The organism is Nocardioides sp. NPDC092400 (assembly GCF_040684155.1).
In the GTDB taxonomy this organism is placed as follows: Bacteria; Actinomycetota; Actinomycetes; order Propionibacteriales; family Nocardioidaceae; genus Nocardioides.
The window spans coordinates 692,261-717,887 of record NZ_JBFBFJ010000001.1; the positions used below are offsets into that span (position 1 = coordinate 692,261).

Below are 25,627 nucleotides of genomic sequence, written 5' to 3' on the forward strand. Positions count from 1 at the left end.
GAGTGCTGACGATCTCCCTGGTGATGCTGTTCATCGTTCTCGTGGCGGGGCTCGTGGTGACGTACGTCGCGTTCCCCCACCGCGGCCAGCAGGTGCCGCAGGCGCCCTGGCTCGGCGAGGCCATGGAGCGCGTGGCCGAGCGTGCCCCGGTGCTCGACCCCGAGGCCGACGAGGCCGCCGGCGCCCGCCGCCACTGACCCGCGGCACGCGTTTCGGGGGCTCCCGCCCCGGATGATTGGATGACGCCATGGAAGCCGTCTCCGCCCTGATCCTCATCGTCGCGCTCGTGGGCCTCGGCCTCGTCGCGGCCGTCACCGGGCTCATCGTCGGGCGGCGGCGGTCGCCGAAGCCGCTGCCGAACACCCACACCGACGTCATCGTCCGGCCGCCGTCGGAGGCGCCCGAGGATGAGGCGGCGGTCGAGCTCAGCTCACCGCCGGCGACCCTCGAGCCGGAGGTCGAGGCCGAGGTCGCGCCGGTCGACGAGGCGCCCGTCCTCGAGCGCCCCGAGGGCACGGCCAGCCGCCTGGTGCGGCTGCGCCAGCGCCTGGCCGGCTCCCAGGGCTCCCTGGGCCGCGGGCTGCTCGCCCTGCTGAGCCGCGACCGGCTCGACGAGGACACCTGGGAGTCGATCGAGGACACCCTGCTCACCGCCGACATCGGCGTCGCGCCCACCCAGGAGCTGGTCGACCGGCTGCGCACCCGGATGCGGGTCGAGGGCGGCACCGGCGCCGACGCCCGGACCGTCCTGCGCGAGGAGCTGCTCACGCTGGTCGACCCCTCGATGGACCGCCGGCTCCAGGTCAGCGGCGAGGACGGCCGGCCCGGCGTGGTGCTGGTCGTGGGCGTGAACGGCGCCGGCAAGACCACCACCGTCGGCAAGATCTCCCGGATCCTGGTCGCCGAGGACCGCAGCGTCGTCCTCGGGGCGGCCGACACGTTCCGTGCGGCTGCGGTCGAGCAGCTCGCGACCTGGGGCGAGCGGGTCGGCGTCGAGGTCGTCCGCGGCCCGGAGGGCACCGACCCCGCCAGCGTCGCCTTCGAGGCGGTCAAGGAGGGCGTGGACCGCGGCATCGACACCGTCATCGTGGACACCGCCGGCCGCCTGCAGAACAAGGCCGGCCTGATGGACGAGCTCGGCAAGGTCAAGCGCGTCATCGAGAAGCAGGCGCCGGTCACCGAGGTGCTGCTCGTCCTCGACGCCACGACCGGGCAGAACGGCATGATCCAGGCCCGCGTCTTCAGCGAGGTCGTCGACGTGACCGGCATCGTGCTCACCAAGCTCGACGGGTCCGCCAAGGGCGGCATCGTGGTCGCGGTCCAGCGCGAGCTCGGCGTACCGGTCAAGCTGGTCGGCCTCGGCGAGGGCGCCGACGACCTGGCGCCGTTCGACGCCGGCGCGTTCGTCGACGCACTGCTCGGCTGACGCGCCCGGCGACCGGGCCGGGCAAACACGGCACGCCCGGTCCGTAACCGGGACGTAACGAAACTCCAGGACTCGTTTCCTGCTCGCAACATCGCGCGGCGGGCAGCGAAACCTCGGCCGCCGAGTGTTCTCGACAGCGGCCGGACCCGCACCTGACAGCGACGTCAGTCGACGTGCGGGCCGGCCTTCGACGAGAGCAACCCTGGAGGTTTCGTGGACGGCTATTACGCCTTCATGCTGGTGGCGACAGCCCTGGTGCTGATGATGACGGTGCCCGCACTGGCGCTCTTCTACGGCGGCATGTCCCGCTCGAAGTCCGTGCTGAACATGATGATGATGTCCTACATCGCGGCTGCGATCGTCGGCATCCTGTACGTCGCGGTCGGCTGGTCGATGGGCTGGGCCGGCGACGGCACGCTCTTCGCGAACCCCTTCGACCTGTTCTGGCTCGACGGCGTCGGCACCGCCGACTACGTCTTCGTCATGTTCCAGATGACCTTCGCGATCATCACCGTCGCCCTGATCAGCGGCGCCGTCGAGGGCCGGATGAAGTTCGGCGCGTGGCTGGCCTTCGTGCCGCTGTGGGCGCTGCTCTGCTACTTCCCGATGGCCCACATGGTCTTCAGCTGCACCGAGGACTCGCTCATCTGCGGACGGATCGGCGCGCAGGACTACGCCGGTGGCACCGCGGTCCACATCAACGCCGGCGTCGCGGCGCTCGTGCTGGTGGTCCTCCTCGGCAAGCGCCTCGGCTGGCCCCGCGACAAGATGCGCCCGCACAACCTGACGCTGACCATGCTCGGCGCGGGCCTGCTGTGGTTCGGCTGGTACGGCTTCAACGTCGGCTCGATCGTCGTCGTCGACCAGGACATCCCCTCGGAGATGGGCCGCACGTTCGCCAACACCACGCTGGCCACCATGGCCGCCATCCTCGGCTGGCTGGCCGTGGAGAAGCTGATCCACAAGAAGGCCACCTCGCTCGGCGCCGCCTCCGGCATCGTCGCGGGCCTGGTCGCCATCACCCCGGCCGCGGGTGCGGTCGACATCGAGGGCGCGGTCGCCATCGGCGTCATCGCCGGTGCCGTGTGCGCCTGGGCCGTGGGCCTGAAGTTCCGCCTCGGCTACGACGACTCGCTCGACGTCGTCGGCGTCCACCTCGTGGGCGGCATCGTCGGCACGCTGCTCATCGGCCTGTTCTCCACCTCCGACGGGGCCGGCGGCATCGACGGCCTCTTCTACGGCGGCGGCGCCGGCTCCCTGGGCGACCAGGCGCTCGGCGTGGTCGTCGCGGTGGTCTACTCGGCGATCGTGACCGCGGTCATCGCCCTGGCCATCAAGTTCACCATCGGCCTGCGGATCACCGAGGACGACGAGGTCGAGGGCATCGACCTCAGCGCCCACGGCGAGTCGGCGTACGACCTGCACACCAGCAGCCTGGGCGGCGGCGGCAAGTCCGGCGTCCTCGCCGCACACACCGCCCCCGCCTCGGAAGGAGCCAACGCATGAAGCTCGTGACCGCGGTGATCAAGCCGCACAAGTGGGAGGACGTCCGCGAGGCGCTGGAGACCTTCGGGGTCACCGGCATGACCGTCAGCGAGGTCAGCGGGTACGGACGCCAGAAGGGCCACACCGAGGTCTACCGCGGCGCGGAGTACGACATCGCGCTCGTGCCGAAGATCCGCATCGAGATCGTGGTCGACGACAGCGACGCCGACGACGTGGTGGGGATCGTGGTCAAGACCGCGCAGACCGGCCGCATCGGCGACGGCAAGGTCTGGGTGAGCCCGGTCGAGACGGTGGTGCGGGTCCGCACCGGCGACAAGGACGAAGCCGCCCTGTGACCACCCCGACGGCCCGGCCCTCCCCGCGTGGGGGAGCCGGGCCGTCGGCATGGTCGGGCATGATCGGCCCACCTCAGCCCAGCGACCAGGAGAACCGATGAAGCTCGTCACCGCGGTGGTCAAGCCGCACAAGTGGGAGGACGTCCGGGTCGCCCTGGAGTCCGTCGGCGTCACCGGGATGACGGTCAGCGAGGTGAGCGGCTACGGGCGGCAGAAGGGGCACACCGAGGTCTACCGCGGCGCGGAGTACGACGTCGCGCTGGTGCCGAAGCTGCGGCTCGAGGTCGTCGTGGCCGACGGCGACGTCGACGAGGTCGTCGGCGCCATCGAGCGCGGCGCGCAGACCGGCAAGATCGGTGACGGCAAGGTCTGGGTGAGCCCGGTCGACTCGGTCCTGCGCGTCCGCACCGGCGAGCGCGACGACGAGGCCCTGTGATCTCTCGCGCCCCCGCCCCTCCCGGCACGGTCCTCCCCGCCGGCCCCAGGACGCCGTGACCGCCGCCGACCGTGCCGCCCGCACCGCCGACGCCGACGCGCTGTGCGTCAAGGCCTACGACGGCGTCGGCGGTCCCGATGCGGGGATGGCGCTCGTCGCCGTCGGTGGGTACGGCCGCTCCGAGCTGGCGCCCCACTCCGACCTCGACGTGGTCCTGGTCCACGACGAGGGGGTCGACCCCGGCGAGGTGGCCGAGCAGCTCTGGTACCCCCTGTGGGACTCCGGGGCCCGCGTGGACCACTCGGTGCGGGCGCTGCCGGAGATGGTCACCGCGGCCGAGGCCGACCTCAAGGTCGCGCTCGGCCTGCTCGACGTGCGCCACCTCGCGGGCGACCCCGGGCTGTCGCTGCGCCTGCGGACCACGATGCTCGCCCAGTGGCGCCGCGGTGCCCGGGAACGGCTGCCGGAGGTGCAGCGGCTGGTCCGCGCGCGCCACGACCTGGTCGGCGAGCTCGCCCACGTCTCGGTGCCGGACCTGAAGGAGGCCGAGGGCGGGATCCGCGACGCCACCGTGCTGCGAGCGCTGGTGGCCACCTGGCTGGTCGACGTCCCCCACGTCGAGCTCGAGCGGGTCCGGCTGGCGCTGCTCGACGTCCGCGACCTCGTCCACGACGTCGCCGGGCGGCCCAGCGACCGGGTGGTCCCGGAGATGTGGGCCGAGCTGGCCACCCGCCTCGAGCTACCCGACGCCCGCGCCGCGCAGGTGCACGTCCGCGAGCTCGGCCGGCGGATCACCCACCTGTCCCGGCTGACCTGGCGCCGCGTCGAGGACTACCTGGCCCGCCCCGCCGCGGTCGGCGCGCGCCGACCGGCCCTGACCCCGCTGGCCGAGGGGGTCGCGATGGCCGGGCGCGAGGTGGTGCTGGACGGCCGGGCGCGACCGGCCCAGGACCCCGTGCTGCTGCTGCGCGCGGCCGCGCACGCCGCCGAGCGCGACGTCGTCCTCGCACCGCCGACCGCCGCCCGCCTGGCGCGGGAGTGCGCGCCGCTGCCCGACCCGTGGCCCCCCGAGGCCCGCCAGCTGCTGGTGCGGATGCTCGCCTCCGGGCGCGGGCTGCTCGACACCTGGGAGACGCTGGAGGAGACCGGCGCGCTGGGGGCGGTCCTGCCGGAGTGGGACCGCATCCGGCTGCTCCCGCACGCCTCCGCGATCCACCGCTACACCGTCGACCGGCACGTGGTCGAGACCTGCGTGGAGGCCTCCGGCCTGATCCGGTCGGTGGCCCGCCCCGACGTGCTGATGGTCGCCGCGCTGCTGCACGACATCGGCAAGGGCAGCCTGACCGAGCACAGCGTGGCCGGCGAGCCGATCGCCCGGGACATCGCGCGGCGGATGGGGTTCGACGAGGCCGCCGTGGACCTGGTCGGCACGCTCGTGCGCTGGCACCTGCTGCTCGCCGAGACCGCCACGACCCGCGACCCCGACGACCCCGCGACGGTCGAGCTGGTCACCTCCCGGGTCGGGTCGGTCGAGGCGCTGTCGCTGCTGACCGCGCTCACCGAGGCCGACGCCAAGGCGACGTCCCCCAAGGCCTGGTCGTCCTGGCGCGCCGGCCTGGTGCTCGACCTGGCGCGCCGCGCCCGGGCCGCCCTGGACAGCGGGTCGGCGCCGCCGCCCGTCGTCGCCGACGAGGTCCCCGTGCCGGAGGAGGTGCGCCGCGGCGGGATCTCCGTCGAGGTCGAGGAGCTGGCCGACGGCTCGCGGGTCACGGTGGTTGCACCCGACCGGGTGGGCCTCCTCGCCGACCTCGCCGGTGTCCTCGCCCTGCAGCGCCTGCCCGTGCGCGCCGCCCGCGCCTGGTCCCAGGACCAGCACGCGGTCAGCATCTGGGAGGTCGGCGCGCAGGGGCTGGACCCCGCCGTCCTCCGCACCCGGTACGACGCCGTCCGCTCGGGCTCGGTCGACGCGGCCGCCCGGCTGCGGCCGGCCGGCCCGGACGTGCTGGCGCCGACCGTCGCGGTGCGCCCCGAGGCCTCCGAGCAGTCGACCGTCCTGGAGGTCCGGGCGACCGACCGGCCCGGCGTCGTGCACCTGGTCTGCGCGGCGCTGGCGCGGCTGGGGGTGGCGGTGCGATCGGCGCACGTCGACACCCTGGGGCCGCAGGCGGTCGACGTCTTCTACGTCCAGGAGGTCGACGCCGGGCCGCTGCCGGACGGCCGCGCGGCCGAGGCGGCCCACGCCGTCCGGGCGGCGCTGTCGGGGGAGTAGCGGCCCCGCGCCGACCGACCGCGACGGTCAGCAGCAGCGCGACTGGGGGTTGTGCTCGCGGAGGTCCGAGCGGTGCCGTTCGTACTCGCGACGGGTCATCGGCTGGACGCCGTCGCGCTCGCACCGCGCCAGGTAGGCCTCCCACCGGGACTCGCCGGTGACCTCCCTGAGGTACCACCGGACCTCGCCGAGGACGCCTCGCCCCGTCATCGTCGGCCCCCCACCGGTTCGGCTCGCCGGGACTCCTCCCAGGCGCGCAGCGCCTCCTTCTCCTCGGCGGTGGGGAAGAAGTCGGCCGGTGCGACGATCCGCGAGGGGGTGTGCGGCACCTCCGTGGTCGGCAGGCCGCCGGCCCGGGCGGCGCGCACCCAGACGACCACGGCGTTGGCGACGACCACGATGACGAGCACGGCGAAGGCCGCCTGCAGCACCCCGTTGAGCGTGGAGTTGAAGACCACCTGGTCCATCTGCCCGGCGTCGGCTGCCGGGGCCAGCACCTCACCGGCGTCCCGTGCCTCGCGGTAGCGGTCGGCCTGGGCGAAGTAGCCGATCGCCGGGTTGTCGGAGAACACCTTCTGCCAGCTCGCGGTCATGGTCGTGACCAGGTCCCAGACGAGGGGGATGCCGGGGACCCAGGCGTAGCGGAGCTTCCCGTGCTTGATGAGCAGGGTGACGCACAGCGCGAGCGCGATGGCGGCGAGCAGCTGGTTGGCGATGCCGAAGAGCGGGAAGAGCTGGTTGATCCCGCCCAGCGGGTCGGTCACGCCGATGTAGAGCATCGAGCCCCACGCGCCGACGACGACGGCGCTGGCGATCCAGGAGGCCGGCCGCCACGAGGTGTCGCCGAACCGCTTCCAGACGTTGCCGACGGTGTCCTGCAGCATGAACCGGCCCACGCGGGTGCCGGCGTCGACGGCGGTCAGGATGAAGAGCGCCTCGAACATGATCGCGAAGTGGTACCAGAACGCCTGGAGCCCTCCGCCGAACGCCTCGGAGAAGACCTGGGAGAGGCCGAAGGCCAGCGTCGGCGCACCGCCGGTGCGCGAGATGAGCGACTCCTCCTCGACGGCCGCCGCGGCCGCGGCCAGCTGGTCGGGGGTGATCGTGTAGCCGAGCCCGGCGACGAACTGGGCGGCGCTCTCGACCGTCCCTCCGGTGGCGCCGGCGGGGGCGTTCATCGAGTAGTAGAGCCCCTGGTCGATGACGACCGCGGCGATCAGCGCGCTGATGGCCACGAAGGACTCCATCAGCATGCCGCCGTACCCGATCATCCGGACCTGGCTCTCCTTGGCGATCAGCTTCGGCGTCGTGCCCGAGGAGATCAGCGCGTGGAAGCCCGACAGGGCGCCGCAGGCGATGGTGATGAACACGAACGGGAAGACCTTGCCGGAGAAGACCGGCCCGTCGCCGTCGGTGGCGAACGACGTCACCGCGTCGGCCTGGATCGACGGCGCGGCGATGACCAGGCCGACCGCGAGGAGCACGATCACGCCGACCTTCATGAACGTCGAGAGGTAGTCGCGCGGGGTCAGCAGCATCCACACCGGCAGCACGGAGGCGACGAAGCCGTAGACGACCAGGCAGATGACCAGCGTCTCCTTGGAGAGAGTCAGGTCGTCGCCGAGCGACGAGCCGTCGACCCAGCCGCCGCCGACGATCGCGAGCAGGAGCAGCACCACGCCGATCGCGGTGACCTCCAGGACGCGCCCCGGGCGCAGGTAGCGCAGGTAGAAGCCCATCAGCAGGGCGATGGGGATGGTGAGCCCGATCGAGAACACGCCCCACGGGGACTCCGCCAGCGCGTTGACCACCACCAGCGCGAGCACCGCCAGGATCAGGATCATGATCGCGAACACCGCGATGAGCGCCGCGACACCGCCGACCAACCCGACCTCGTCGCGGACCATCTGGCCCAGGCTCCGGCCGTCGCGGCGCATCGAGAAGAAGAGCACGACCATGTCCTGGACGGCGCCGGCCGCGACGACGCCGGCGACGATCCAGATCGTCCCCGGCAGGTAGCCCATCTGGGCGGCCAGGACCGGCCCGACGAGCGGCCCTGCGCCCGCGATGGCCGCGAAGTGGTGGCCGAAGAGCACCCGGCGGTCGGTGACCTCGAAGTCGACGCCGTTGTCGAGCCGCTCGGCGGGCGTGGCCCGGGTGTCGTCGACCTCGAGCACCTTCCGGGCGATGAAGCGTGCGTAGAACCGGTAGGCGATGGCGTAGGAGCACAGCGCTGCGAACAGCATCCACAGCGCCGAGACGTCCTCGCCCCGGGACAGGGCGAGGACCGCCCAGCAGACGGCGCCGACGACGCCCACGGCGGCCCAGAGGGCGATCGACCGGGGGTCGCGGCGGTGCGGCGGACGGGTGGGCTGGCGGACGTCGGTGGCCGTGCTCATGGGGGTGCTCCTGTCCCGAGTGACTGCGCTCACCCTCGCACGCCGAGCGGGCGGAGGGTAGCCACGGCACCCGGTTAGGATTTGGGTGTCCGACCACCCGTCGTACCCGTCACCGATCGTCAGGATTCACGTGTTCGCCACCCTCTCCGACCGGCTCGCCGACACCTTCAAGAACCTCCGGGGCAAGGGTCGGCTCTCCGAGGCCGACATCGACGCCACCGCCCGCGAGATCCGGATCGCCCTGCTCGAGGCGGACGTCGCGCTCCCGGTCGTCAAGGAGTTCGTGGCCGCGGTCAAGGACCGCGCCCGCGGCGAGGAGGTCAGCCAGGCGCTGAACCCCGCCCAGCAGATCGTCAAGATCGTCAACGAGGAGCTCGTGACGATCCTCGGCGGCGAGACGCGCCGCCTGCGGTACGCCAAGAGCGGCCCGACCGTGATCATGCTCGCCGGCCTCCAGGGCGCCGGCAAGACGACCCTGGCCGCGAAGCTCGCGCTCTGGCTCAAGGAGCAGGGCAAGACCCCGCTCCTCGTGGCCTGCGACCTGCAGCGCCCCAACGCCGTGCGCCAGCTCGAGGTCAACGGCGAGCGGGTCGGCGTCCCGGTGTTCGCGCCGGAGCCCGGCAACGGCGTGGGCGACCCCGTCGCGGTGGCCCGCGCGTCGATCGAGGAGGCCAAGCGCCGCCTGCACGACGTCGTCATCGTCGACACCGCCGGCCGCCTCGGCGTCGACGCCGAGCTGATGCAACAGGCCTCCGACATCCGCGACGCGGTCTCGCCCGACGAGGTCCTCTTCGTCGTCGACGCGATGATCGGCCAGGACGCCGTCTCCACCGCCCAGGCCTTCCTCGACGGCGTCGGGTACGACGGCGTCGTCCTCACCAAGCTCGACGGCGACGCCCGCGGTGGCGCGGCGCTGTCGATCGCCTCGATCACCGGCAAGCCGGTCATGTTCGCCTCCAACGGCGAGAAGATGACCGACTTCGACCTGTTCCACCCCGACCGCATGGCCTCGCGCATCCTCGACATGGGTGACGTGATGACCCTGATCGAGCAGGCCGAGAAGGCCTTCGACTCCGAGCAGGCCATGAAGGCGGCCGCGAAGCTCAGCGGCCAGGGCGGCGAGTTCACCCTCGACGACTTCCTCGAGCAGATGCAGCAGGTCCGCAAGCTCGGCTCGATGTCGAAGATCATGGGGATGCTCCCCGGGATGGGCCAGTTCCGCGAGCAGCTGGAGAACTTCGATGAGCGCGAGATCGACCGAATCCAGGCGATCATCCAGTCGATGACGCCGGCCGAGCGGGCCAACCCCAAGATCATCGACGGCTCGCGCCGGGCGCGCATCGCGAAGGGGTCGGGCCGCCAGGTCTCCGACGTCAACCAGCTCGTCGACCGGTTCTTCGAGGCGCGCAAGATGATGATGCAGATGGCGCGCGGCGGCGGGATCCCCGGCATGCCGGGCATGCCCGGCATGGGCGGTCCCAAGAAGGGCAAGGCCAAGCCGCAGCAGAAGAAGGGCAAGGGCGCCAAGCGGTCCGGCAACCCGGCCAAGGCCGCCCAGCAGGCGGCCGCCGAGAAGGAGAAGGCAGCCGCCGCCGCGGCCGCCAACCCCTTCGGCACCCCCGGCGGTGCGGACGTGGACTACGAGCAGGCCGCTGCCGCCCTCGACCTGCCGAAGGACTTCTCGAAGTTCCTCAAGTGACCACCACGCTGGTGGTCGACGGCGCCAACGTGGTGGGCAGCCGCCCGGACGGCTGGTGGAAGGACCGGGCGGGTGCCGCCCGCCGGCTGCACGAGCAGCTGCTGGTGGGGGACACGCCCCAGGACGTGGTCGTCCTCGTGCTGGAGGGGGCGGCCAAGGGCGGCGTCCGGCCCGGGCGCGACCAGCACGTGCGCACCGTGCACGCGAAGGGCTCCGGCGACGAGACGATCGTCGCCGAGGCCCGGGCGGCGGCCGGACGGGGCGAGCGGGTCACGGTGGTGACCGCCGACCGGATGCTGCAGGCGCGGGTCGAGGGCGTCGGCGCCCTCGCCGTCGGGCCCTCCTGGCTCCTCGACCTCATCGGCTGAGCCGGCCCGCTAGCGTCGGGGCATGGCTGCGTTGAGGTTCTCCGGACCGGTCCTGCCCGACGGCGGGAGCCGCGACCTGTACGTCGTGGACGGCACGGTCACCTACGAGCCGCAGGCCGGCGCGGAGACGGTCGCCCGCGGGTGGATCGTCCCGGGCCTGGTCGACGCCCACAACCACCTCGGCCTCGAGGACCACGGCGCGGTCGAGGAGTCCGAGGTCGAGGGCCAGGCGCTGGCCGACCGTGACGCCGGCGCGCTGCTGCTGCGCGACTGCGGCTCCCCGGCCGACACCCGCTGGGTCCAGGAGCGCGAGGACCTGCCACGCCTGGTGCGGGCCGGGCGGCACGTCGCGCGCACGAAGCGCTACATCCGGGGCTACGCCCACGAGGTCGAGCCGGCCGACCTCGCGACGTACGTCGGTCGGGAGGCGCAGGGGAGCGACGGCTGGGTGAAGGTGGTCGGCGACTGGATCTCCCGCGACGTGGGCGACCTGGCGCCGTCGTTCCCGCCGGAGGCGTTCGCCGAGGCGATCGCGACCGCCCACGCCGAGGGTGCGAAGGTGACCGCCCACTGCTTCGGCCGCGACGTGCTGCAGGGCCTGCTCGACGCGGGCATCGACTGCATCGAGCACGGCACGGGCCTCTCGCTCGACCAGCTCGACCAGATGGCGTCGCGGGGCGTGGCGCTGGTGCCGACCGTGATGCAGACGGCCAAGTTCCCGACCTTCGCCGAGCAGGGCCGCGACCGGTTCCCCGACTACGCGGCCACGATGGAGGACCTGCACGCCCGGCGCCGGGAGGTGCTGATGTCGGCCCACGAGGCGGGCGTGGCGATGTACGTCGGCAGCGACGGCGGCGGCGCGCAGCGGCACGGCTGGCTCGCCGGCGAGGTCCTGGCCATGGTCGAGCTGGGCCTGCCGGCCGAGGACGTCGTCGCCGCTGCGTCCTGGCGCGGCCGGGAATGGCTGGGGTTCCCGGGCTTGGAGGAGGGCGCGAGCGCCGACCTGGTCGTCTACGACCGCGACCCCGTCGCCGACCCCACCGTGCTGTGGGAGCCGGTCTGCGTCGTGCTGCGGGGCCGCGTCGTCGGTCGCGCGCCCGTCTAGGGCACCTGCCCGCCGGTGCGGGCCAGGGTGCGGGTCGGTCCCCGGGGGCGCCCCGTCCCCCAGCGGACGGCGGTGACGAGCAGGACGACCAGGCCGGCGAGCCCCAGGACGAGGGGCACGGCGACCGTCGCGACGATCCCGCCCACGAACCCGCGCACGTCCGGGGCGTGGCCCACCTGCACCGGCGCACCGCCCGCGGCGCAGGTGACCTCGAGCTCTCCGGAACCGGGGCGGAACCGGCTGTCGGCGGTCCACTCGCCGCTGCCGTCGGACTTCTCGAAGGTCCCGCCCACCGGCCCGAGGCGGACCTCCTGCCCGGTGGTCGCGTCGACGACCCGGCAGGCGGTCGGGTCGTCGGTGCGCAGCCAGAGCACGCGGTCGCGGTCGTCGTCCACCGTCACGAGGTGGGGCCGGCCGTCGCCGGAGACCGTGGCGTCGGTGTCGAGGAAGCCCGAGAGGGTCCAGACCAGGAGTCCGATCCCGGACGCGACGGCCGCCACGAGGAGCGCGCCGCCCATTGCGAACCACCAGCCGCTCGGCCGGGGCCGGCGCGGGTCCGGCGCGCCCGGCCCGGCGGCGTACGGTGGGGGTGTCGGGGGGCCCGGCGGGACGCTCATGCCCGCACCCTGCCCGATTTCGCCGCGCGGACGCCGTTCTGGCAGACTTCGCCGCTGAGTCCTGCGCGCCCGGACCCTCTCACCCGGACGCAGCTGGACCCATCCGAGGAGCCCGACCCGGTCCCCACCTGGTGGCGGTGCACCTCACCACACACGACATCCTGAGGAGACACCACAGCTGTGGCCGTCAAGATCCGTTTGAAGCGCCTGGGCAAGGTCCGGGTGCCGCAGTACCGCATCGTCGTCGTCGACTCGCGCAAGAAGCGCGACGGTCGCGTCCTCGAGGAGATCGGCAAGTACCACCCCAAGGAGGACCCGTCGTACATCGACGTCACCTCCGAGCGGGCGCAGTACTGGCTCGGCGTCGGCGCGCAGCCGACCGAGGCCGTCGCCGCCATCCTCAAGGTCACCGGCGACTGGCAGAAGTTCAAGGGTGAGCCGGGCGCCGAGGGCACCCTGCGCCACGCCGAGCCCAAGCGGGACAAGCTCGAGATCTTCAACGAGGCGCTCAAGGAGGCTCAGAGCGAGCCCCGCGGCGACGCGACGACCAAGAAGGCCGCGAAGAAGTCGGCCGAGGCCGCCGCTCCCGAGGCCAACGTGACCCCCGGCGTCGAGACCCCCGAGGGTGCGACCGAGGAGGCCGAGGCCGTGGAGACCGCCCAGACCAAGTCGGACGCCGACCCCGAGCGTCCTGACGCGGACAAGCAGGCCTGAGCACGATGCTGGCCGACGCGCTCGAGCACCTCGTCCGCGGCGTCGTGGACAACCCCGACGACGTGGTCGTCCGCGACAAGCAGCTCCGTCGCGGCTCGGTCCTCGAGGTCCTGGTGCACCCCGACGACCTCGGCAAGGTGATCGGGCGCGGCGGCCGCACGGCGTCCGCGTTCCGCACCGTCATCTCGGCGCTCGCCGGACGTGAGGGTGCGCGGATCGACTTCGTCGACGTCGACCGGCGTCGCTGAGTCCAGCACTCCGGACGGGTGCCGCTCCCTGTGGGGGCGGCACCCGTTCGCATTTTCACCGATTCCCTGGAGGAGAGCAGCAGTGGAGACGATCGAGCTGGTGGTCGGGCGGATCGGCAAGCCGCACGGCATCCGCGGCGAGGTGACGGTCGACGTGCGCACCGACGAGCCCGAGCGGCGGTACGCCGTGGGGGCCCGGCTGCGGGCCGAGCCGCCCCGCGGCTCGGCCTCCCCGCTGCGCGAGGTGACCGTCGAGAGCGCGCGCTGGCACCAGACGACGCTGCTGGTCTCCTTCGCCGAGATCGCCGACCGGAACGCCGCCGAGGCCGCCCGCGGCATCGTGCTGCACGCGACGATCCCCGCCGACGAGACCCCGGCCGACCCCGACGAGTACTACGACCACCAGCTCATCGGCCTGGCGGCGTACGACCTGGAGGGGACCGAGCTCGGCACGGTCTCCGCGCTGGTCCACGGCGGCGCGCAGGACCTGCTGACGATCCGCACGCCCGAGGGCCGCGAGGCGCTGGTGCCGTTCGTCAAGGCCCTCGTCCCCGAGGTCGACCTGGCGGCCCGACGCGTGGTCGTCGCCGACCGGCCCGGCCTGGTGACGCCGCTGCCCGAGGACGCGTGAGCCGGCGGTGCGGCTGGACTACCTGACGATCTTCCCCGACTACCTCGCGCCGCTGCAGCTCTCGCTGCCGGGCAAGGCGGTGGCGTCGGGGCTGATCGAGGTGCACGTGCACGACCTGCGCGCGTGGACCCACGACCGGCACCGCACCGTCGACGACACGCCGTACGGCGGCGGCGCCGGCATGGTGATGAAGCCCGAGCCGTGGGGCGCCGCGCTGGACGACCTGGCCGTCGAGGGGGCGACCGTGGTGGTGACGACGCCCTCGGGGGAGCCGTTCACCCAGGAGCTGGCCCGCGAGCTGGCTACCCGCGAGCGCCTGGTCTTCGCGTGCGGCCGCTACGAGGGGATCGACCAGCGGGTCCTCGACCACGCCCGGACCGTCACCGAGGTCCGCGAGGTCTCGATCGGCGACTACGTGCTCAACGGCGGCGAGGTGGCTGCGCTCGCGGTGACCGAGGCCGTCGTGCGGCTGCTGCCCGGATTCATGGGGAACGCCGCCTCGCTGGTCGAGGAGTCCCACGAGGACGGGCTGCTGGAGTACCCCGTCTACACCAAGCCGGCCAGCTGGCGCGGCCACGACGTGCCGCCCGTCCTGCTGTCGGGCGACCACGGTGCGATCGCCCGCTGGCGCCACGAGCAGGCGGTACGCCGCACCGCCGAGCGCCGGCCGGACCTGCTGCACGGCAGCGCGGTCGCGGGGGAGTGGGAGGTCGTGCCCGCCGTGCGCGCCGATGCCCCGGAGATCCTCACCCTCCAGCTCGCCTGCTGGGTCCGCGAGGCGATCGCCAACGACGACCTCGGGATCCCGCCCCTGCACGAGGACCTGGCGACCGTCACCGACTCGCTGGCCACCTGGGACACCTACGTGGTGCGGGTCGCCGGCCGGCTGGTCGGCTCCGTGCGCGGCCGGCTCGACGGCGACGTCTGGGAGATCGGGCGGCTGATGGTCGCCCCGGACCTGCGCGGGCGCGGCCTGGGCCGGCTGCTGCTCGAGCACGTCGAGGCGGTCGCGCCGGCCGGCGCCGCGTCGTACCGCCTCTTCACGGGCAAGGGCAGCGCCGACAACCTGCGGATGTACAAGAAGGCGGGCTTCCGCCTGCGCGAGGTGCTCGACGGGCGATCGGGCCCGGCGGTGCTCACCAAGCGGATTTCTGGCCGCTGATCGCGCTGTGGCAGACTGGTCCACCGGCCCAGTCGGCCGAAGGACCGCTCCGAGCACACACCCGGGGGGTCCGCGCCGGGCTCCTGCCACAGGGGGAGTCCTGCGCCGCCGGCCACGCGCACTGCGCCACCCGCACCGTCAACACTCGAACCGCGGCTGACCTGTGGCACTCGCGAGGAGCAGTCATGAGCAACAACCTGGTGGCCGAGCTCGGCAACAGCGCCAAGCGCGACGACGTCCCGGCCTTCCGCGCCGGTGACACCATCAAGGTCCACGTCAAGGTCGTCGAGGGCAACCGCTCCCGCGTCCAGGTGTTCCAGGGCGTCGTGATCCGCGTGCAGGGCTCCGGCATCGGCCGGACCTTCACCGTCCGCAAGGTCTCCTTCGGCGTCGGCGTCGAGCGCACCTTCCCGCTGAACTCCCCGATCTTCGAGCAGATCGAGATCGTCACCCGCGGTGACGTCCGTCGCGCGAAGCTGTACTACCTGCGCAACCTGCGCGGCAAGGCCGCCAAGATCAAGGAGCGCCGCGAGGCCTGATGCGTCTCGGGTGGGCCACTCCTCCCTAGACTCTGCGCGTGACCACCGAAGACCGCGACCTCGATCCCGCCGACGACACCGTCGGCACGCCGGACGGGTCGCGGTCTTCGTCGTCTCCCGACGGCGCGGCGGCCGAGAAGAAGCGCAAGCACCTGCCGGTCTGGCAGGAGACGATCCTGCTGCTCGGCATCGCGCTGGTGCTGGCCGTGGTCATCAAGGCGCTCTTCGTCCAGGCCTTCTACATCCCCTCGCAGTCCATGGAGCCCGGGCTGGTCAAGAACGACCGGATCCTGGTGCAGAAGGTCTCCTACTGGTTCGGCCGCGAGCCGCAGCGCGGCGACGTCGTCGTCTTCGAGGACCCGGGCAGCTGGCTCAGCGACAGCGAGGACGCCGAGCCCACCAACGGGCTGACCTCGCTGATGGCCAAGGTCGGGCTCTACCCGACCGGCGGCCACCTCGTGAAGCGGGTCGTCGGCGTCGCCGGCGACACCATCACCTGCTGCGACAAGAAGGGGCGGATCTCGGTCAACGGCAAGCCGCTGAACGAGGACGCCTACGTCAAGCAGGAGAAGGGCATCGACTGCCGCGGACCGATGACCGGCAACTGCAGCTGGTCGGCCGGCCCCGTGCCCGAGGGCCAGCTGTTCGTCATGGGTGACAACCGCGGCCACTCCGCCGACTCCAGCGCGCACCTGTGCCTGCCCGAGCAGGAGACCGACTGCACCGAGAACCCCTACGTCCCGGTGGACTCCGTGGTCGGCAAGGTGTTCGTGCTGCTCTGGCCCACCGACCGCTTCGACTGGGTGGGGCGTCCCGACGCGTTCGCGGACGTGCCCGACCCGTCCTGACCCCTCCGGGAACCCGTGAGCGTCCTCCCACGTGGCTCGACCGTCCGGCGTGACGCCGGCATCTACGGCTACGAGCGCGCCCTGCGCCGGCACGGAATCGAGCCGATCGCCGGGGTCGACGAGGCCGGCCGCGGCGCCTGCGCCGGGCCCCTGGTCGCCGGTGCCTGCATCCTCCCGTCGGGGAAGGCCGGCATCGTCCCGGGCCTGGCCGACAGCAAGCTGCTGACCGAGAGGGCGCGCGAGCGCTGCTACGACCAGGTCGTGCGGCGCGCGGTGGCCTGGTCGGTCGTCGTGGTCCCGCACGACGAGTGCGACCGGCTCGGCATGCACGTGGCGAACGTCGAGGCGCTGCGCCGGGCCGTCGCCCTGCTCGACGTGCCTCCCGCGTACGTGCTCACCGACGGGTTCCCCGTGGACGGCCTGGGGGTGCCCGGCCTGGCGGTCTGGAAGGGCGACCGGGTCGCGGCGTGCATCGCGGCGGCCTCGGTCCTCGCGAAGGTCACCCGCGACCGCATCATGCGCGAGATGGACGCCGACTGGCCGGCGTACGACTTCGCGACGCACAAGGGCTACATCACCGAGACCCACACCGCGGCGCTGCTGCAGCACGGCCCGTCGCCGGTGCACCGGATGCGGTTCGTCAACGTGCGCCGGGCGGCCGGGCTCAGGCCGGACGACCGCGTGCACAATGAGGACGCCGTACCCGTCGAGGCCCTGGAGGACCTGTCATGAGCGCCGAGGACCTCGAGAAGTACGAGGCCGAGATGGAGCTGACGCTCTACCGCGAGTACCGCGACGTCGTCGGCATCTTCAAGTACGTCGTCGAGACCGACCGCCGGTTCTACCTGTGCAACCAGGTCGACGTGAAGGCCCGCACCGAGGCCGGGGACGTCTTCTTCGAGGTGTCCATGTCCGACGCCTGGGTCTGGGACATGTACCGGCCGGCGCGCTTCGCCAAGAACGTCAAGGTGCTCACGTTCAAGGACGTGAACGTCGAGGAGCTCCAACCTTCGGACATCGATCCGCCCAAGCCGTAGTCCGAACGGGTCATTTCGGCCCGAAGTGCTAAGCCTCGGTCTTATGGTCGTCGCGGGGTCGGGCGGTCGTGGGGACAGCCCGCGGCACGCACGCCAGGGGACCAGCAGTGACGAGCAGACGCGCACGCACGCGCCGTACCGAGCGCGGGGCCGCTGCCGTGGAGTTCGCGCTGGTCGCCCCACTGCTGCTGATGCTCGTCTTCGGGATCATCAGCTACGGGTACATGCTCAGCTTCCGCCAGGCGCTGAGCCAGGCGGCGGCCGAGGGAGCCCGGGCGGCGGCCGTCTCGACCGTGGCGACCTCGCGCGAGAGCGATGCCGTGAAAGCGGTCAACGAGGGGCTGCGCTCGTACGGCGTGACGTGCGCCGCGGGCAAGCTGGTCAAAGGCTCCGCGCAGGTGGGGACCTGTGCGGTGTCCGCTCCCGCCTCGTGCGCCGGGCACGGTACGGCCCCGCCGCTCTGCCTGTCAGTGACCGTGGACTACGCCTACCGCGCACACCCGTTGACGCCTGCCTTCCCCGGGCTCGGCACCGTGCTCCCCGACCGGCTCGCGTACACCTCGTCCGCACGGGTGAGCTGAGTGCGTCGCCGTTCCGACGAGGGAGGCGTCACGGTCCTCGTGGCCGTCTCGATGACCGTCCTGCTGCTCGTCGCCGCCTTCGCGGTCGACCTCGGGATGCAGAGGGTGGCGAGACGGGACATGCAGGCGTTGTCGGACATCGTCGCCCTGGACCTCTCCCGGGAGATGACGGGCCACGACGCCGCGACCGTCCTCGCCAGTACCGCGTTCCGTGCTGCGGTCAAGGACGCGGTGGCCCGCAACGACGACAAGGTGCTCGGCAGCGCGCCGGACGTCCGCGTGGAGGTCGGTCGCGTGGTCGACGGGACCTTCACTGCCGCGGGAGCAGTCAGCTACGCGACGAGCTCGGCGACGGTGTCGTCGCCGTCGGTCACCGCAGGGTCGATGGTCCCGAACGCCGTCCGGGTGACCGCGTCGAACGGGGTCGACTTCGCCTTCGCGACCGGTCGCGGCGAGGTGTCGAGAGCGGCCACGGCGTCGTTGTCGTCCTTCGCCTGCTACAAGCTGGGATCCTGGGCCACCAAGGTCGACACGGGCGACTCCGCGCTGCTCGACCCCGTCCTCCGCAAGATCGCCGAGCAGTCCGGAGCGTTCTCCAACGGCGCGGCGGTCGCAGCGTTGAGCTACACCGGCCTGGCAACCGCCGCGGTGGACCTCACCCAGCTCGCGGTGCGGCTCGGCGTCGGGTCGGTCGACCAGCTCGCCACGACGACGGTGACCATGAAGCAGCTCCTGGTGGCCGTCCGGGCACTGGCCCAGCCCGCCAGCACGGCCGTCGTGAACGTGCTCGACGTCCTCGTGGCCAACGCCAGCTCGACCGTCAGCGTGCAGCTCGGCAAGCTGGTCGGCGTCTCGAGCGGGGCGGGCTCGATGGCGGGCGCCACCGCGAACCTCCTGGACCTGGTCGGAGGCGCCGTGTCCGCGGTCAACGGCACCAACCTCGCCAACGTCCATCTCGGCGCCGGGATCCCGGGCCTCGCCAACGTCAACCTCCGGGCCAAGCTGGTCCAGGGCCCCCGGCAGTACTGCGGTGCTCCCGGGGACGGCACCACCATCGGGGTCGCGTCCGACACCGAGCAGCTGGGCGTCCACGTCGACGGCACCCTGGCACCGACGACGACGAGCTTCGTGCCGCCGGTCATCGAGGGCCTCCTCGAGAACGTCGTCTCCGCGCAGATCACTGCCGAGAACCACGTCGCGATCGACCTCAGCGTCGCCGGGACGAGCTCGAGGCTGAAGGCGGTGACCTGTGGGCAGCCGGACGGCATCGTCGTCGACGTCGAGAACGGGGTCGCGACCCTCTCGGTCCGGACGCCGCTGCGCGCGCGGGTGGGGGCGAAGGTCCTGGACGGCTCCTTCCTCGGACTGCCGAGCCTCGCCGAGGCGGTGATCGCCGTGGACGCCGAGGTGCTGGTCCGGGTCGCGGTGGGCGCGAACGGGCACGTCGACGTGAGGGTCGACGTCCCACCCCGGTCCTTCGACACGCCCTACGACACGGGCAGCGGGAGCGCCACCCTCCAGTCGGTGTCGCGCACCTGGGCCAACATCAGCGCCCACGTGGGTGTCCTCGGAGGGCTGCTCGGCGCGGGCATCTACATCTCGCCGGCCAACCAGACGAAGCTGCTCGACGCCATCCTCACGTCCGGGCTCACCCGGCTCTTCGACCCGGCGAACCCGGCCAGCCTCACCGCCACGTTGCTCGACCCGCTCCTCGCGCTCGCCGGCGCACGCGTCGGGGGGTCCGACGTGGTGCTCGACAGCAGGCCCGCGCTCAGCTGCAGCGTGCCCAAGCTGGTCGGCTGAGGGCGGTCCGCCGACCGGACCTTCCTCCTAGTCCATCCGGACTAGCGACCCGGTCGGCCCGGGTAAAGATGCCTACGCTCCTGGTCTCGGACCATCGGGGGTCGTAGGGAGGAGCACCAGGTTGACCGGCCGTCGGCTCACGCAGCGCCGCGGCAAGGAGGGGGGAGCGGCTGCGGTCGAGTTCGCGCTCGTGCTGCCGCTCTTGCTGCTGCTCGTCTTCGGCATCGTCCAGTACGGCTTGTACTTCTGGACGTTGCAGGGAGGCAGCGACATCGCGCGCGACGCCGCGCGCCAGTCGGCTGTCGGCACGCCCGCGAGGTGCGTGGACTTCCGTACCTCGGTCCGGTCGCAGGTCGAGACGCTGAACGGCGCTGGGGAGGCCGCCTCGATCACCCGCACGTACGTCGACTCGATGCCTGCTGGCATCAACGTCGGCGACACCGTCAAGGTGCGCGTGGAGTTCCCTGCCGCCGACCTCCAGCTGCCGTTCCTGCCCTTCCTCCACGGAGGTCTGGTGTCGACGACCGCCGAGGCCCGGGTCGAGTTCGTGCCGTCCGCGCCCGAGGCGTGCTCATGAGGAGGCGGCTGGCGCACCGCGACGAGGGTGGAGCCGTCGCGGTGATGGTCGGTGTCCTCGCCGTCGTCCTCTTCGGGGTCGCCGCCCTCGCCGTCGACCTGGGCAACGCCTGGGCGCGCGAGCGGTCCGTGCAGAAGCAGGTCGACCTGACCGCACTGAGCGTGAGCCACCTCCTGCCGGCCTCCGAGACCGACCTGGCGACGATCACGACCGCTGCTGCGGCCTACCTGGTGCGCAACGCCGCCTCCGGCCAGGGAACGGTCCTGCCGGGCGACCTCCACAACGGCTCCGTCCTCGACGGCGAGGTGCACCTGCAGGACGAGAACGGAGCGCCCTGCCAGACCGACTGCGTACGGCTCTCCGTCACCGCTCCTCAGGCACGCGTCGACTTCGGCCTGGCCGGAGCGCTCGGACAGGGCGGTACGGACGTCCAGCGCTCCGCCACGGTGCAGGTGTTCTCGTCGATCCCCCGTGGCGAGAGCGTGCTGCCGTTCTGGTTGCCGAGCGGGTGTGCGCTGGGCCCGGCCATGCTCGATGCGACGCCGGGGAGCGGCCCGGGGAAGTTCGGCTCCACGACGGTCACGGCCGACGCGGACGAGGCCGCGACCAGCGCGCGGTCGGCTCCGAGCGCCGCGACGGCGTCCCCGGCCGCGACGCCGACCGCGACGCCGACCGCGACGCCGACCGCGACGCCGACCGCGACGCCGACGGTGCTCCCGAGCGACGTCCAGCAGGGTGGCCACACCGTCGTGGGCCCGATCGTCCCGAGCGTCGCCTGGGTGGGACAGACGCTGACGGTCAGCAACCTGCGGCTGACCAAGATCCCGAGCAACATCGACCGCGCTTCGATCCGGTTCGTGGCACCTGACGGCACCTGGCACGAGTACGCCGCGATGGACGTCGGCAGGACCGACCCACTGATCGTGCCCCCCTTCTCGATCGGACCCGAGGTCACCGGCACGCCCGGGACGTGGCGGGTCTACGGAGTGGTGCAGGAGAAGAACGACAGGAAGCTTCCGCAGATCTCGGTGGACCACCAGACGCTGACCGTCAACGGGACGCCGCCGGCCTCGGCACCGCCTGCCCCTGCGCCCGCGCCCCTCCCGGCGACCGGCGCCGGCATGGACTCCGAGATCGTCGTGCCCGCGTCGACGGCGGTCGGTTGCGTCGGGCAGCAGCGGGGCAACTTCGGACAGCTCGACAGCCCGCGCAAGAGCGGTGAGGGGACTGCGGACGCGCTCGCGCTGAACATCGCCGCCGGCCTCGACCACCTGCTCGAGCCCTACCGGTTCGCGAGCGGAGCTGCCGTGGTCAAGGAGTGCGGGTCCGGCACCAGGACGATCCCCGGCGCCCGCCTCGACGACGTGTCCCAGGACGGGCGGAACTGCATCACGGGTCTTCCGGGCAACCGGGTCTCCCCGCTGGGCCCCGGGTTCCTCACCGGAGTGGGGGCCCGGCCGGGTCGCATCGCTGCCGAGCGGGGCAGCACGACGTGCCAGGGTCGGTCGGACGTGTCGTACGGCGGCGCGACCATCAACAACGACGTCCTCTCCTGCTTCCTCCGGGGCGGGGCCTCCCTCGACGACATCAGCAAGGCGACGGGCGTGACGCCCGCGATGCTGGACCCGGCGGTCATCCGGTCGCCGCGGTTCGTCTGGGTGCCGGTGGTCCACGCCGCGGACCGCGTGCAGAAGGGCTTCCAGCCGATCCGCGAGTTCGTGCCGGCGTTCGTCACCGACGAGTCGCCGGTGAGCACCCGAGGGCTGTCGGACGCGACGGCGGCCAACGGGATCGTCCTGAACGGGGGAGGCAGGCAGGTCCAAGGCATCCAGGTCTACGTCTTCAACAAGGACGCCCTCCCGATCGAGGCGTCCGCGCCGACGGTGGCCTACGACCCGGTGGTGGGCATGAAAGTGGGGCGCCTGGTCCGCTGACGGCCCAGCTGGCGCTCACAGCGGGTCGGTGACGACGCTTGTCCACACGGCGGTCCTCGAGGCCGGTCGAGCGCCAGCCGTCCGCGGCAGCCTCCTGGGCAGGAGGTCGAGGACATGACGACGACAGCAGCGCGGAACCACGCGGTGGGGCAGTACGGCGAGACGCTGGCCGCCCGGCACCTGGTCGCGGAGGGCATGGCCCTCCTCGACCGCAACTGGCGGTGCGAGCAGGGCGAGATCGACCTGGTCCTGCGGGACGGGCGGACGGTCGTCGTCTGCGAGGTCAAGACCCGCAGCGGCAGGGTCGGCGGCACGCCGCACGAGGCGGTGACCGACATCAAGGTCGCCCGGCTGCGACGGCTGGCGAACCGCTGGCTGGAGGAGCACGGCGTGGCCCACCTCGAGGCACGCGTCGACATGGTCTGCGTGCAGCTGCCACGACGCGGTGCCGCCGAGTTGGACCACGTGCGGGGGATCGGCTGATGGCCTTCGCCACCGCGCACACCGTCTCGCTCCAGGGAGCGGTCGGCCACCTGATCGAGGTGCAGGCCGACGTGTCCCCGGGCATCGTCGCGACGATCGTCGTCGGCCGGCCGGACGTCTCCCTCAACGAGGCGCGGGACCGCTGCCGGATGGCGATCGCCAACAGCGACCTCGGGTGGCCCGCCACCAAGCGGGTGACGATCCTGCTGAGCCCCGCAGACCTGAGCAAGACCGGCAGCCACTTCGACCTCGCGATGGCGGTCGCGGTGCTCGGCGCCAACGGGGCGGTCCCGAAGGCCAGCCTCCAGGGCTGCCTCTTCGTCGGCGAGCTCACCCTGGCCGGTGGGCTCCGCTCGGTCCCCGGGGTGCTGCCGATGGTGCTGGCCGCCGCGCGCCGGGGGATCACCGAGGTCTACGTGCCCGAGCCGCAGGCGGCGGAGGCCGCGATGGTCCCCGGGGTGTCGGTGTACGGCATGCGGTCGCTGGCGCAGGTCGCGGCGCAGCTGGCGGGGGAGGAGGTGCCCGAGGCGCCGCCGGTGGCGGAGCAGTCCGGCAGCCGCCTGCTCTCGTGGCGGGGCGACGACCGGCTCGACGACACCGACATGGTCGACGTCCTCGGCCTGGCGGACGCCCGCTACGCCCTGGAGGTCGCCGCGGCCGGCGGCCACCACGTCATGCTCACCGGCCCGAAGGGCGCGGGCAAGACGACGCTGGCCGAGCGGATGCCCGGCCTGCTGCCGGACCTCGACGGTGAGGAGTCGCTCGAGCTGACGGCGATCCACTCGCTCGCCGGCGTCCTCGACCCCGCCGGCGGGATGCTCACCCGCCCGCCGTTCGCGGCGCCGCACCACGACGCCAGCAAGGCCAGCCTGATCGGCGGGGGGACCGGACGGGTCCGCCCGGGGGCGATCAGCCGGGCACACCACGGCGTCCTGTTCCTCGACGAGTTCCCGTTGTTCCGCACCGACGTCATCGAGGCGCTGCGCCAACCGCTCGAGAGCGGGGACGTGACCATCGCGCGGGGCGAGGAGTCGGCGACCTTCCCCGCGCGCGGCATCGTGGTCGTGGCCTGCAACCCCTGTCCGTGCGGTGAGTACTCGCCGGTCGCGCGGGACAACCAGTGCAAGTGTGGCGAGCGCGCACGCCGGGACTACCGCAGCCGGATCACCGGGCCGCTCAGCGACCGGATCGACATCACCCGCGAGGTCGCCCCGCTCAGGGGCGGGGAGGTCGGCGCGGCGCCCCCGGAGCCCACGGCGGCGATCCGGGCGCGGGTGACCGCGGCTCGCGACCGCCAGGCCCAGCGGTACGCCGGCTGCGGGTGGCGCCTGAACGGGCACGCGCCCGGACCTGCGCTCCGCGACCTGTGGCCGCTGACGGCGTCCGCGCAGCGGGTGCTGGACGACAAGATCAGCAAGGGCCTGCTGACCCGGCGCGGGGCGGTGCGGGTCCACCGCCTCGCCTGGACGGTCGCCGACCTCGCGGGTGCTCCGGGCCCCGGGGAGGTCGAGCTGTGCACTGCCCTGAGGCTGCGCACGGCCGAGCCGCTCATGCTCTCGGACCTGACCAGGAGGGCGGGATGAGCGAGCCGTACCGGTCAACGCCGGACACCCCGCCGGACACCCGGCCGGACCACACGCGGGACAGGACGCCCGGGGAGCCGTCGGACCGCGAGCGGGTGGCACGCGTCGCCCTCTCGCGGCTGACCGAGCCCGGCGACCCGCGCATCGCCGGGCTCACCGCCGAGCTCGGCGCGGTCGAGCTGCACCAGGCCCTCGCCCACGAGCGGGACCCGGGCAACGGGGTCCTGACCGACGTCGCGGAGCGGCTGGCGACCATGGAGCCGGAGCGCGACCTGGAGATCGCCGCCCGGCTGGGCATCCGGTTCGTCGTCCCGGGCGACGCCGAGTGGCCGGCGCAGCTCGACGGGCTCGGGTCCGCGGGGGACGTGCAGGGGCGCACCGGCGCACCCCTCGGCCTGTGGGCGAGAGGGCCTCTGCGTCTCGACGGGCTCGACGGCTCGCTGGCGGTGGTCGGCTCCCGCTCCGCCACGACGTACGGCGCGGACGTCGCCGCCTCGATCGGCGCCTGCGCCGCCGGGGCCGGCGTCCCGGTGGTCTCCGGCGCGGCGTTCGGGATCGACCAGGCGGCCCACCGCGGGGCGATCGCGGTCGACGGCCCGACCGTGGCCGTCCTGGCCTGCGGGGTCGACCGGGCCTACCCCGCCGCGCACCGCTCGTTGCTGGCCCACCTCGCAGCGGAGGGGCTGGTCGTCTCCGAGCTCCCGCCGGGGTCGGCACCGACCCGGCTGCGCTTCCTCGCCCGGAACCGGCTCATCGCTGCCCTGACGCGAGGCACGGTCGTCGTCGAGGCGGCCGTGCGGAGCGGCGCGCTGAACACCGCCAACTGGGCCGGACGGCTCAACCGCGTCCTGATGGGCGTTCCCGGCCCGGTGACGAGCGCGCCCTCCCAGGGCGTGCACCAGCTGGTGCGAACCGGCGCGGCCACCCTGGTGACGTCCGGGGAGGACGTCCTGGAGCTGATCGGGGTCTCCGGAGCCCACCTGGTCGAGGAGCCGCGTGGGCCGGTGCGCCAGCGGGACCGGTTGTCGCTGCGCCAGCAGCAGGTGCTCGACGCGGTGCCGGTCGCGTCCGGGGCCAGGTCCGACTCGATCGCGCGAGCGGCCGGGCTCGGGCTGGTCGAGGTGCGTTCCGGGCTGGTGCGCCTGCACGCCCTCGGTCTCGTCGACGAGGGACCGGACGGGTGGCGGCTCGCCGCGCTGGCTCACCGGTGAGGGGGCTCGCGCTTCCTAGACTCGGCGACCGTGGGGGACCAGGAGCACGATCCGCGGGCGGCCGGACCGCAGCCCGAGGACCTGCCCGAGGGCCGGCCCGACGACCGGCCCGGGGA

General features: G+C 73.1%; 27 protein-coding genes. 24 read left to right on the forward strand and 3 right to left on the reverse strand.

Going from position 1 to position 25,627, the window contains the following annotated elements:
* Nucleotides 1–2: 2 nt before the first annotated feature.
* The 6 genes from AB0N29_RS03405 to AB0N29_RS03430 all read left to right on the forward strand — a co-directional run bounded on the left by AB0N29_RS03405 (nt 3) and on the right by AB0N29_RS03430 (nt 5,972).
* On the forward strand, nt 3–197 hold the full coding sequence (locus tag AB0N29_RS03405; protein WP_302270560.1) for a hypothetical protein: 195 nt from the start codon (nt 3–5) through the stop codon (nt 195–197).
* 50 nt (nt 198–247) lie between these two features.
* Nucleotides 248–1,426, forward strand: a complete 1,179-nt coding sequence (gene ftsY, locus AB0N29_RS03410; RefSeq protein ID WP_364864106.1) for a signal recognition particle-docking protein FtsY — start codon at nt 248–250, stop codon at nt 1,424–1,426.
* A gap of 213 nt (nt 1,427–1,639) precedes the next feature.
* Nucleotides 1,640–2,932 carry an ammonium transporter gene (locus AB0N29_RS03415; protein ID WP_302270562.1) on the forward strand — a complete coding sequence of 431 codons (1,293 nt, stop codon included), beginning with the start codon at nt 1,640–1,642 and terminating at the stop codon, nt 2,930–2,932.
* A complete protein-coding gene (locus AB0N29_RS03420) occupies nt 2,929–3,267 on the forward strand; it encodes a P-II family nitrogen regulator (RefSeq protein WP_302270563.1) in 339 nt (112 codons plus the stop codon). Before AB0N29_RS03415 ends, AB0N29_RS03420 begins: the two co-directional genes overlap by 4 nt.
* A 97-nt stretch (nt 3,268–3,364) precedes the next feature.
* Complete coding sequence (locus tag AB0N29_RS03425; protein ID WP_302270565.1) at nt 3,365–3,703, forward strand: P-II family nitrogen regulator; 339 nt, start codon at nt 3,365–3,367, stop codon at nt 3,701–3,703.
* A gap of 55 nt (nt 3,704–3,758) precedes the next feature.
* Nucleotides 3,759–5,972 (forward strand): [protein-PII] uridylyltransferase, encoded by a 2,214-nt coding sequence (locus AB0N29_RS03430; protein WP_364864109.1) that lies wholly within the window; start codon nt 3,759–3,761, stop codon nt 5,970–5,972.
* A 27-nt stretch (nt 5,973–5,999) separates the two neighbouring features.
* Here the strand turns inward: AB0N29_RS03430 and AB0N29_RS03435 are convergent, their stop codons facing one another.
* Together AB0N29_RS03435 and AB0N29_RS03440 are read right to left on the reverse strand one after the other, a co-directional pair.
* Nucleotides 6,000–6,182: a YbdD/YjiX family protein gene (locus AB0N29_RS03435; protein ID WP_364864111.1), complete on the reverse strand. Its 183-nt coding sequence runs from the start codon at nt 6,180–6,182 to the stop codon at nt 6,000–6,002.
* The gene (locus tag AB0N29_RS03440; RefSeq protein ID WP_364864113.1) at nt 6,179–8,371 is read right to left on the reverse strand and encodes a carbon starvation CstA family protein; all 2,193 of its coding nucleotides are present in this window, start codon (nt 8,369–8,371) and stop codon (nt 6,179–6,181) included. The genes AB0N29_RS03435 and AB0N29_RS03440 overlap by 4 nt, the downstream gene beginning before the upstream one ends.
* 130 nt (nt 8,372–8,501) lie before the next feature.
* On the opposite strand from AB0N29_RS03440, the gene ffh reads away from it, so the two are divergent.
* The 3 genes from ffh to AB0N29_RS03455 are packed head-to-tail and all read left to right on the forward strand — an operon-like array spanning nt 8,502 to nt 11,543.
* Complete coding sequence (ffh, locus tag AB0N29_RS03445) at nt 8,502–10,070, forward strand: signal recognition particle protein (protein WP_364864115.1); 1,569 nt, start codon at nt 8,502–8,504, stop codon at nt 10,068–10,070.
* Complete coding sequence (locus AB0N29_RS03450) at nt 10,067–10,438, forward strand: NYN domain-containing protein (protein ID WP_364864118.1); 372 nt, start codon at nt 10,067–10,069, stop codon at nt 10,436–10,438. Before ffh ends, AB0N29_RS03450 begins: the two co-directional genes overlap by 4 nt.
* Nucleotides 10,439–10,460: 22 nt before the next feature.
* Complete coding sequence (locus AB0N29_RS03455; RefSeq protein WP_364864121.1) at nt 10,461–11,543, forward strand: amidohydrolase family protein; 1,083 nt, start codon at nt 10,461–10,463, stop codon at nt 11,541–11,543.
* Here the strand turns inward: AB0N29_RS03455 and AB0N29_RS03460 are convergent.
* Entirely contained in the window at nt 11,540–12,160 is a 621-nt protein-coding gene (locus tag AB0N29_RS03460; protein ID WP_364864124.1) for a hypothetical protein, read from the reverse strand. The genes AB0N29_RS03455 and AB0N29_RS03460 overlap by 4 nt on opposite strands.
* A gap of 180 nt (nt 12,161–12,340) precedes the next feature.
* Here AB0N29_RS03460 and rpsP point away from each other — a divergent pair, with 180 nt between their 5' ends.
* The 15 genes from rpsP to dprA all read left to right on the forward strand — a co-directional run bounded on the left by rpsP (nt 12,341) and on the right by dprA (nt 25,511).
* Nucleotides 12,341–12,874 carry a 30S ribosomal protein S16 gene (gene rpsP / locus AB0N29_RS03465; RefSeq protein ID WP_302270575.1) on the forward strand — a complete coding sequence of 178 codons (534 nt, stop codon included), beginning with the start codon at nt 12,341–12,343 and terminating at the stop codon, nt 12,872–12,874.
* A 5-nt stretch (nt 12,875–12,879) separates the two neighbouring features.
* Nucleotides 12,880–13,122, forward strand: coding sequence for an RNA-binding protein (locus AB0N29_RS03470; RefSeq protein WP_302270576.1), 243 nt, complete (start codon nt 12,880–12,882; stop codon nt 13,120–13,122).
* 82 nt (nt 13,123–13,204) lie between these two features.
* Nucleotides 13,205–13,753, forward strand: a complete 549-nt coding sequence (rimM, locus tag AB0N29_RS03475) for a ribosome maturation factor RimM (protein WP_302270577.1) — start codon at nt 13,205–13,207, stop codon at nt 13,751–13,753.
* Between the two features lie 7 nt (nt 13,754–13,760).
* Entirely contained in the window at nt 13,761–14,915 is a 1,155-nt protein-coding gene (gene trmD / locus AB0N29_RS03480; protein ID WP_364864129.1) for a tRNA (guanosine(37)-N1)-methyltransferase TrmD, read from the forward strand.
* Between the two features lie 185 nt (nt 14,916–15,100).
* Nucleotides 15,101–15,454: a 50S ribosomal protein L19 gene (gene rplS / locus AB0N29_RS03485; protein ID WP_302270578.1), complete on the forward strand. Its 354-nt coding sequence runs from the start codon at nt 15,101–15,103 to the stop codon at nt 15,452–15,454.
* A gap of 38 nt (nt 15,455–15,492) precedes the next feature.
* The gene (gene lepB, locus AB0N29_RS03490) at nt 15,493–16,302 is read left to right on the forward strand and encodes a signal peptidase I (RefSeq protein ID WP_364864132.1); all 810 of its coding nucleotides are present in this window, start codon (nt 15,493–15,495) and stop codon (nt 16,300–16,302) included.
* A 15-nt stretch (nt 16,303–16,317) separates the two neighbouring features.
* The gene (locus tag AB0N29_RS03495; RefSeq protein ID WP_364864134.1) at nt 16,318–17,034 is read left to right on the forward strand and encodes a ribonuclease HII; all 717 of its coding nucleotides are present in this window, start codon (nt 16,318–16,320) and stop codon (nt 17,032–17,034) included.
* Nucleotides 17,031–17,339 (forward strand): DUF2469 domain-containing protein, encoded by a 309-nt coding sequence (locus AB0N29_RS03500; protein WP_154612081.1) that lies wholly within the window; start codon nt 17,031–17,033, stop codon nt 17,337–17,339. The genes AB0N29_RS03495 and AB0N29_RS03500 overlap by 4 nt, the downstream gene beginning before the upstream one ends.
* Before the next feature lie 107 nt (nt 17,340–17,446).
* Complete coding sequence (locus AB0N29_RS03505) at nt 17,447–17,920, forward strand: TadE/TadG family type IV pilus assembly protein (protein ID WP_364864137.1); 474 nt, start codon at nt 17,447–17,449, stop codon at nt 17,918–17,920.
* On the forward strand, nt 17,921–19,723 hold the full coding sequence (locus tag AB0N29_RS03510) for a pilus assembly protein TadG-related protein (RefSeq protein WP_364864139.1): 1,803 nt from the start codon (nt 17,921–17,923) through the stop codon (nt 19,721–19,723).
* A 121-nt stretch (nt 19,724–19,844) separates the two neighbouring features.
* A complete protein-coding gene (locus tag AB0N29_RS03515; RefSeq protein WP_364864141.1) occupies nt 19,845–20,300 on the forward strand; it encodes a TadE/TadG family type IV pilus assembly protein in 456 nt (151 codons plus the stop codon).
* Nucleotides 20,297–22,234, forward strand: coding sequence for a TadE/TadG family type IV pilus assembly protein (locus AB0N29_RS03520; RefSeq protein ID WP_364864143.1), 1,938 nt, complete (start codon nt 20,297–20,299; stop codon nt 22,232–22,234). The genes AB0N29_RS03515 and AB0N29_RS03520 overlap by 4 nt, the downstream gene beginning before the upstream one ends.
* A 114-nt stretch (nt 22,235–22,348) precedes the next feature.
* Nucleotides 22,349–22,717: a YraN family protein gene (locus AB0N29_RS03525; RefSeq protein WP_302270587.1), complete on the forward strand. Its 369-nt coding sequence runs from the start codon at nt 22,349–22,351 to the stop codon at nt 22,715–22,717.
* Complete coding sequence (locus AB0N29_RS03530; protein WP_364864146.1) at nt 22,717–24,300, forward strand: YifB family Mg chelatase-like AAA ATPase; 1,584 nt, start codon at nt 22,717–22,719, stop codon at nt 24,298–24,300. Before AB0N29_RS03525 ends, AB0N29_RS03530 begins: the two co-directional genes overlap by 1 nt.
* Complete coding sequence (dprA, locus tag AB0N29_RS03535) at nt 24,297–25,511, forward strand: DNA-processing protein DprA (protein WP_364864149.1); 1,215 nt, start codon at nt 24,297–24,299, stop codon at nt 25,509–25,511. The genes AB0N29_RS03530 and dprA overlap by 4 nt, the downstream gene beginning before the upstream one ends.
* Nucleotides 25,512–25,627: the final 116 nt, after the last annotated feature.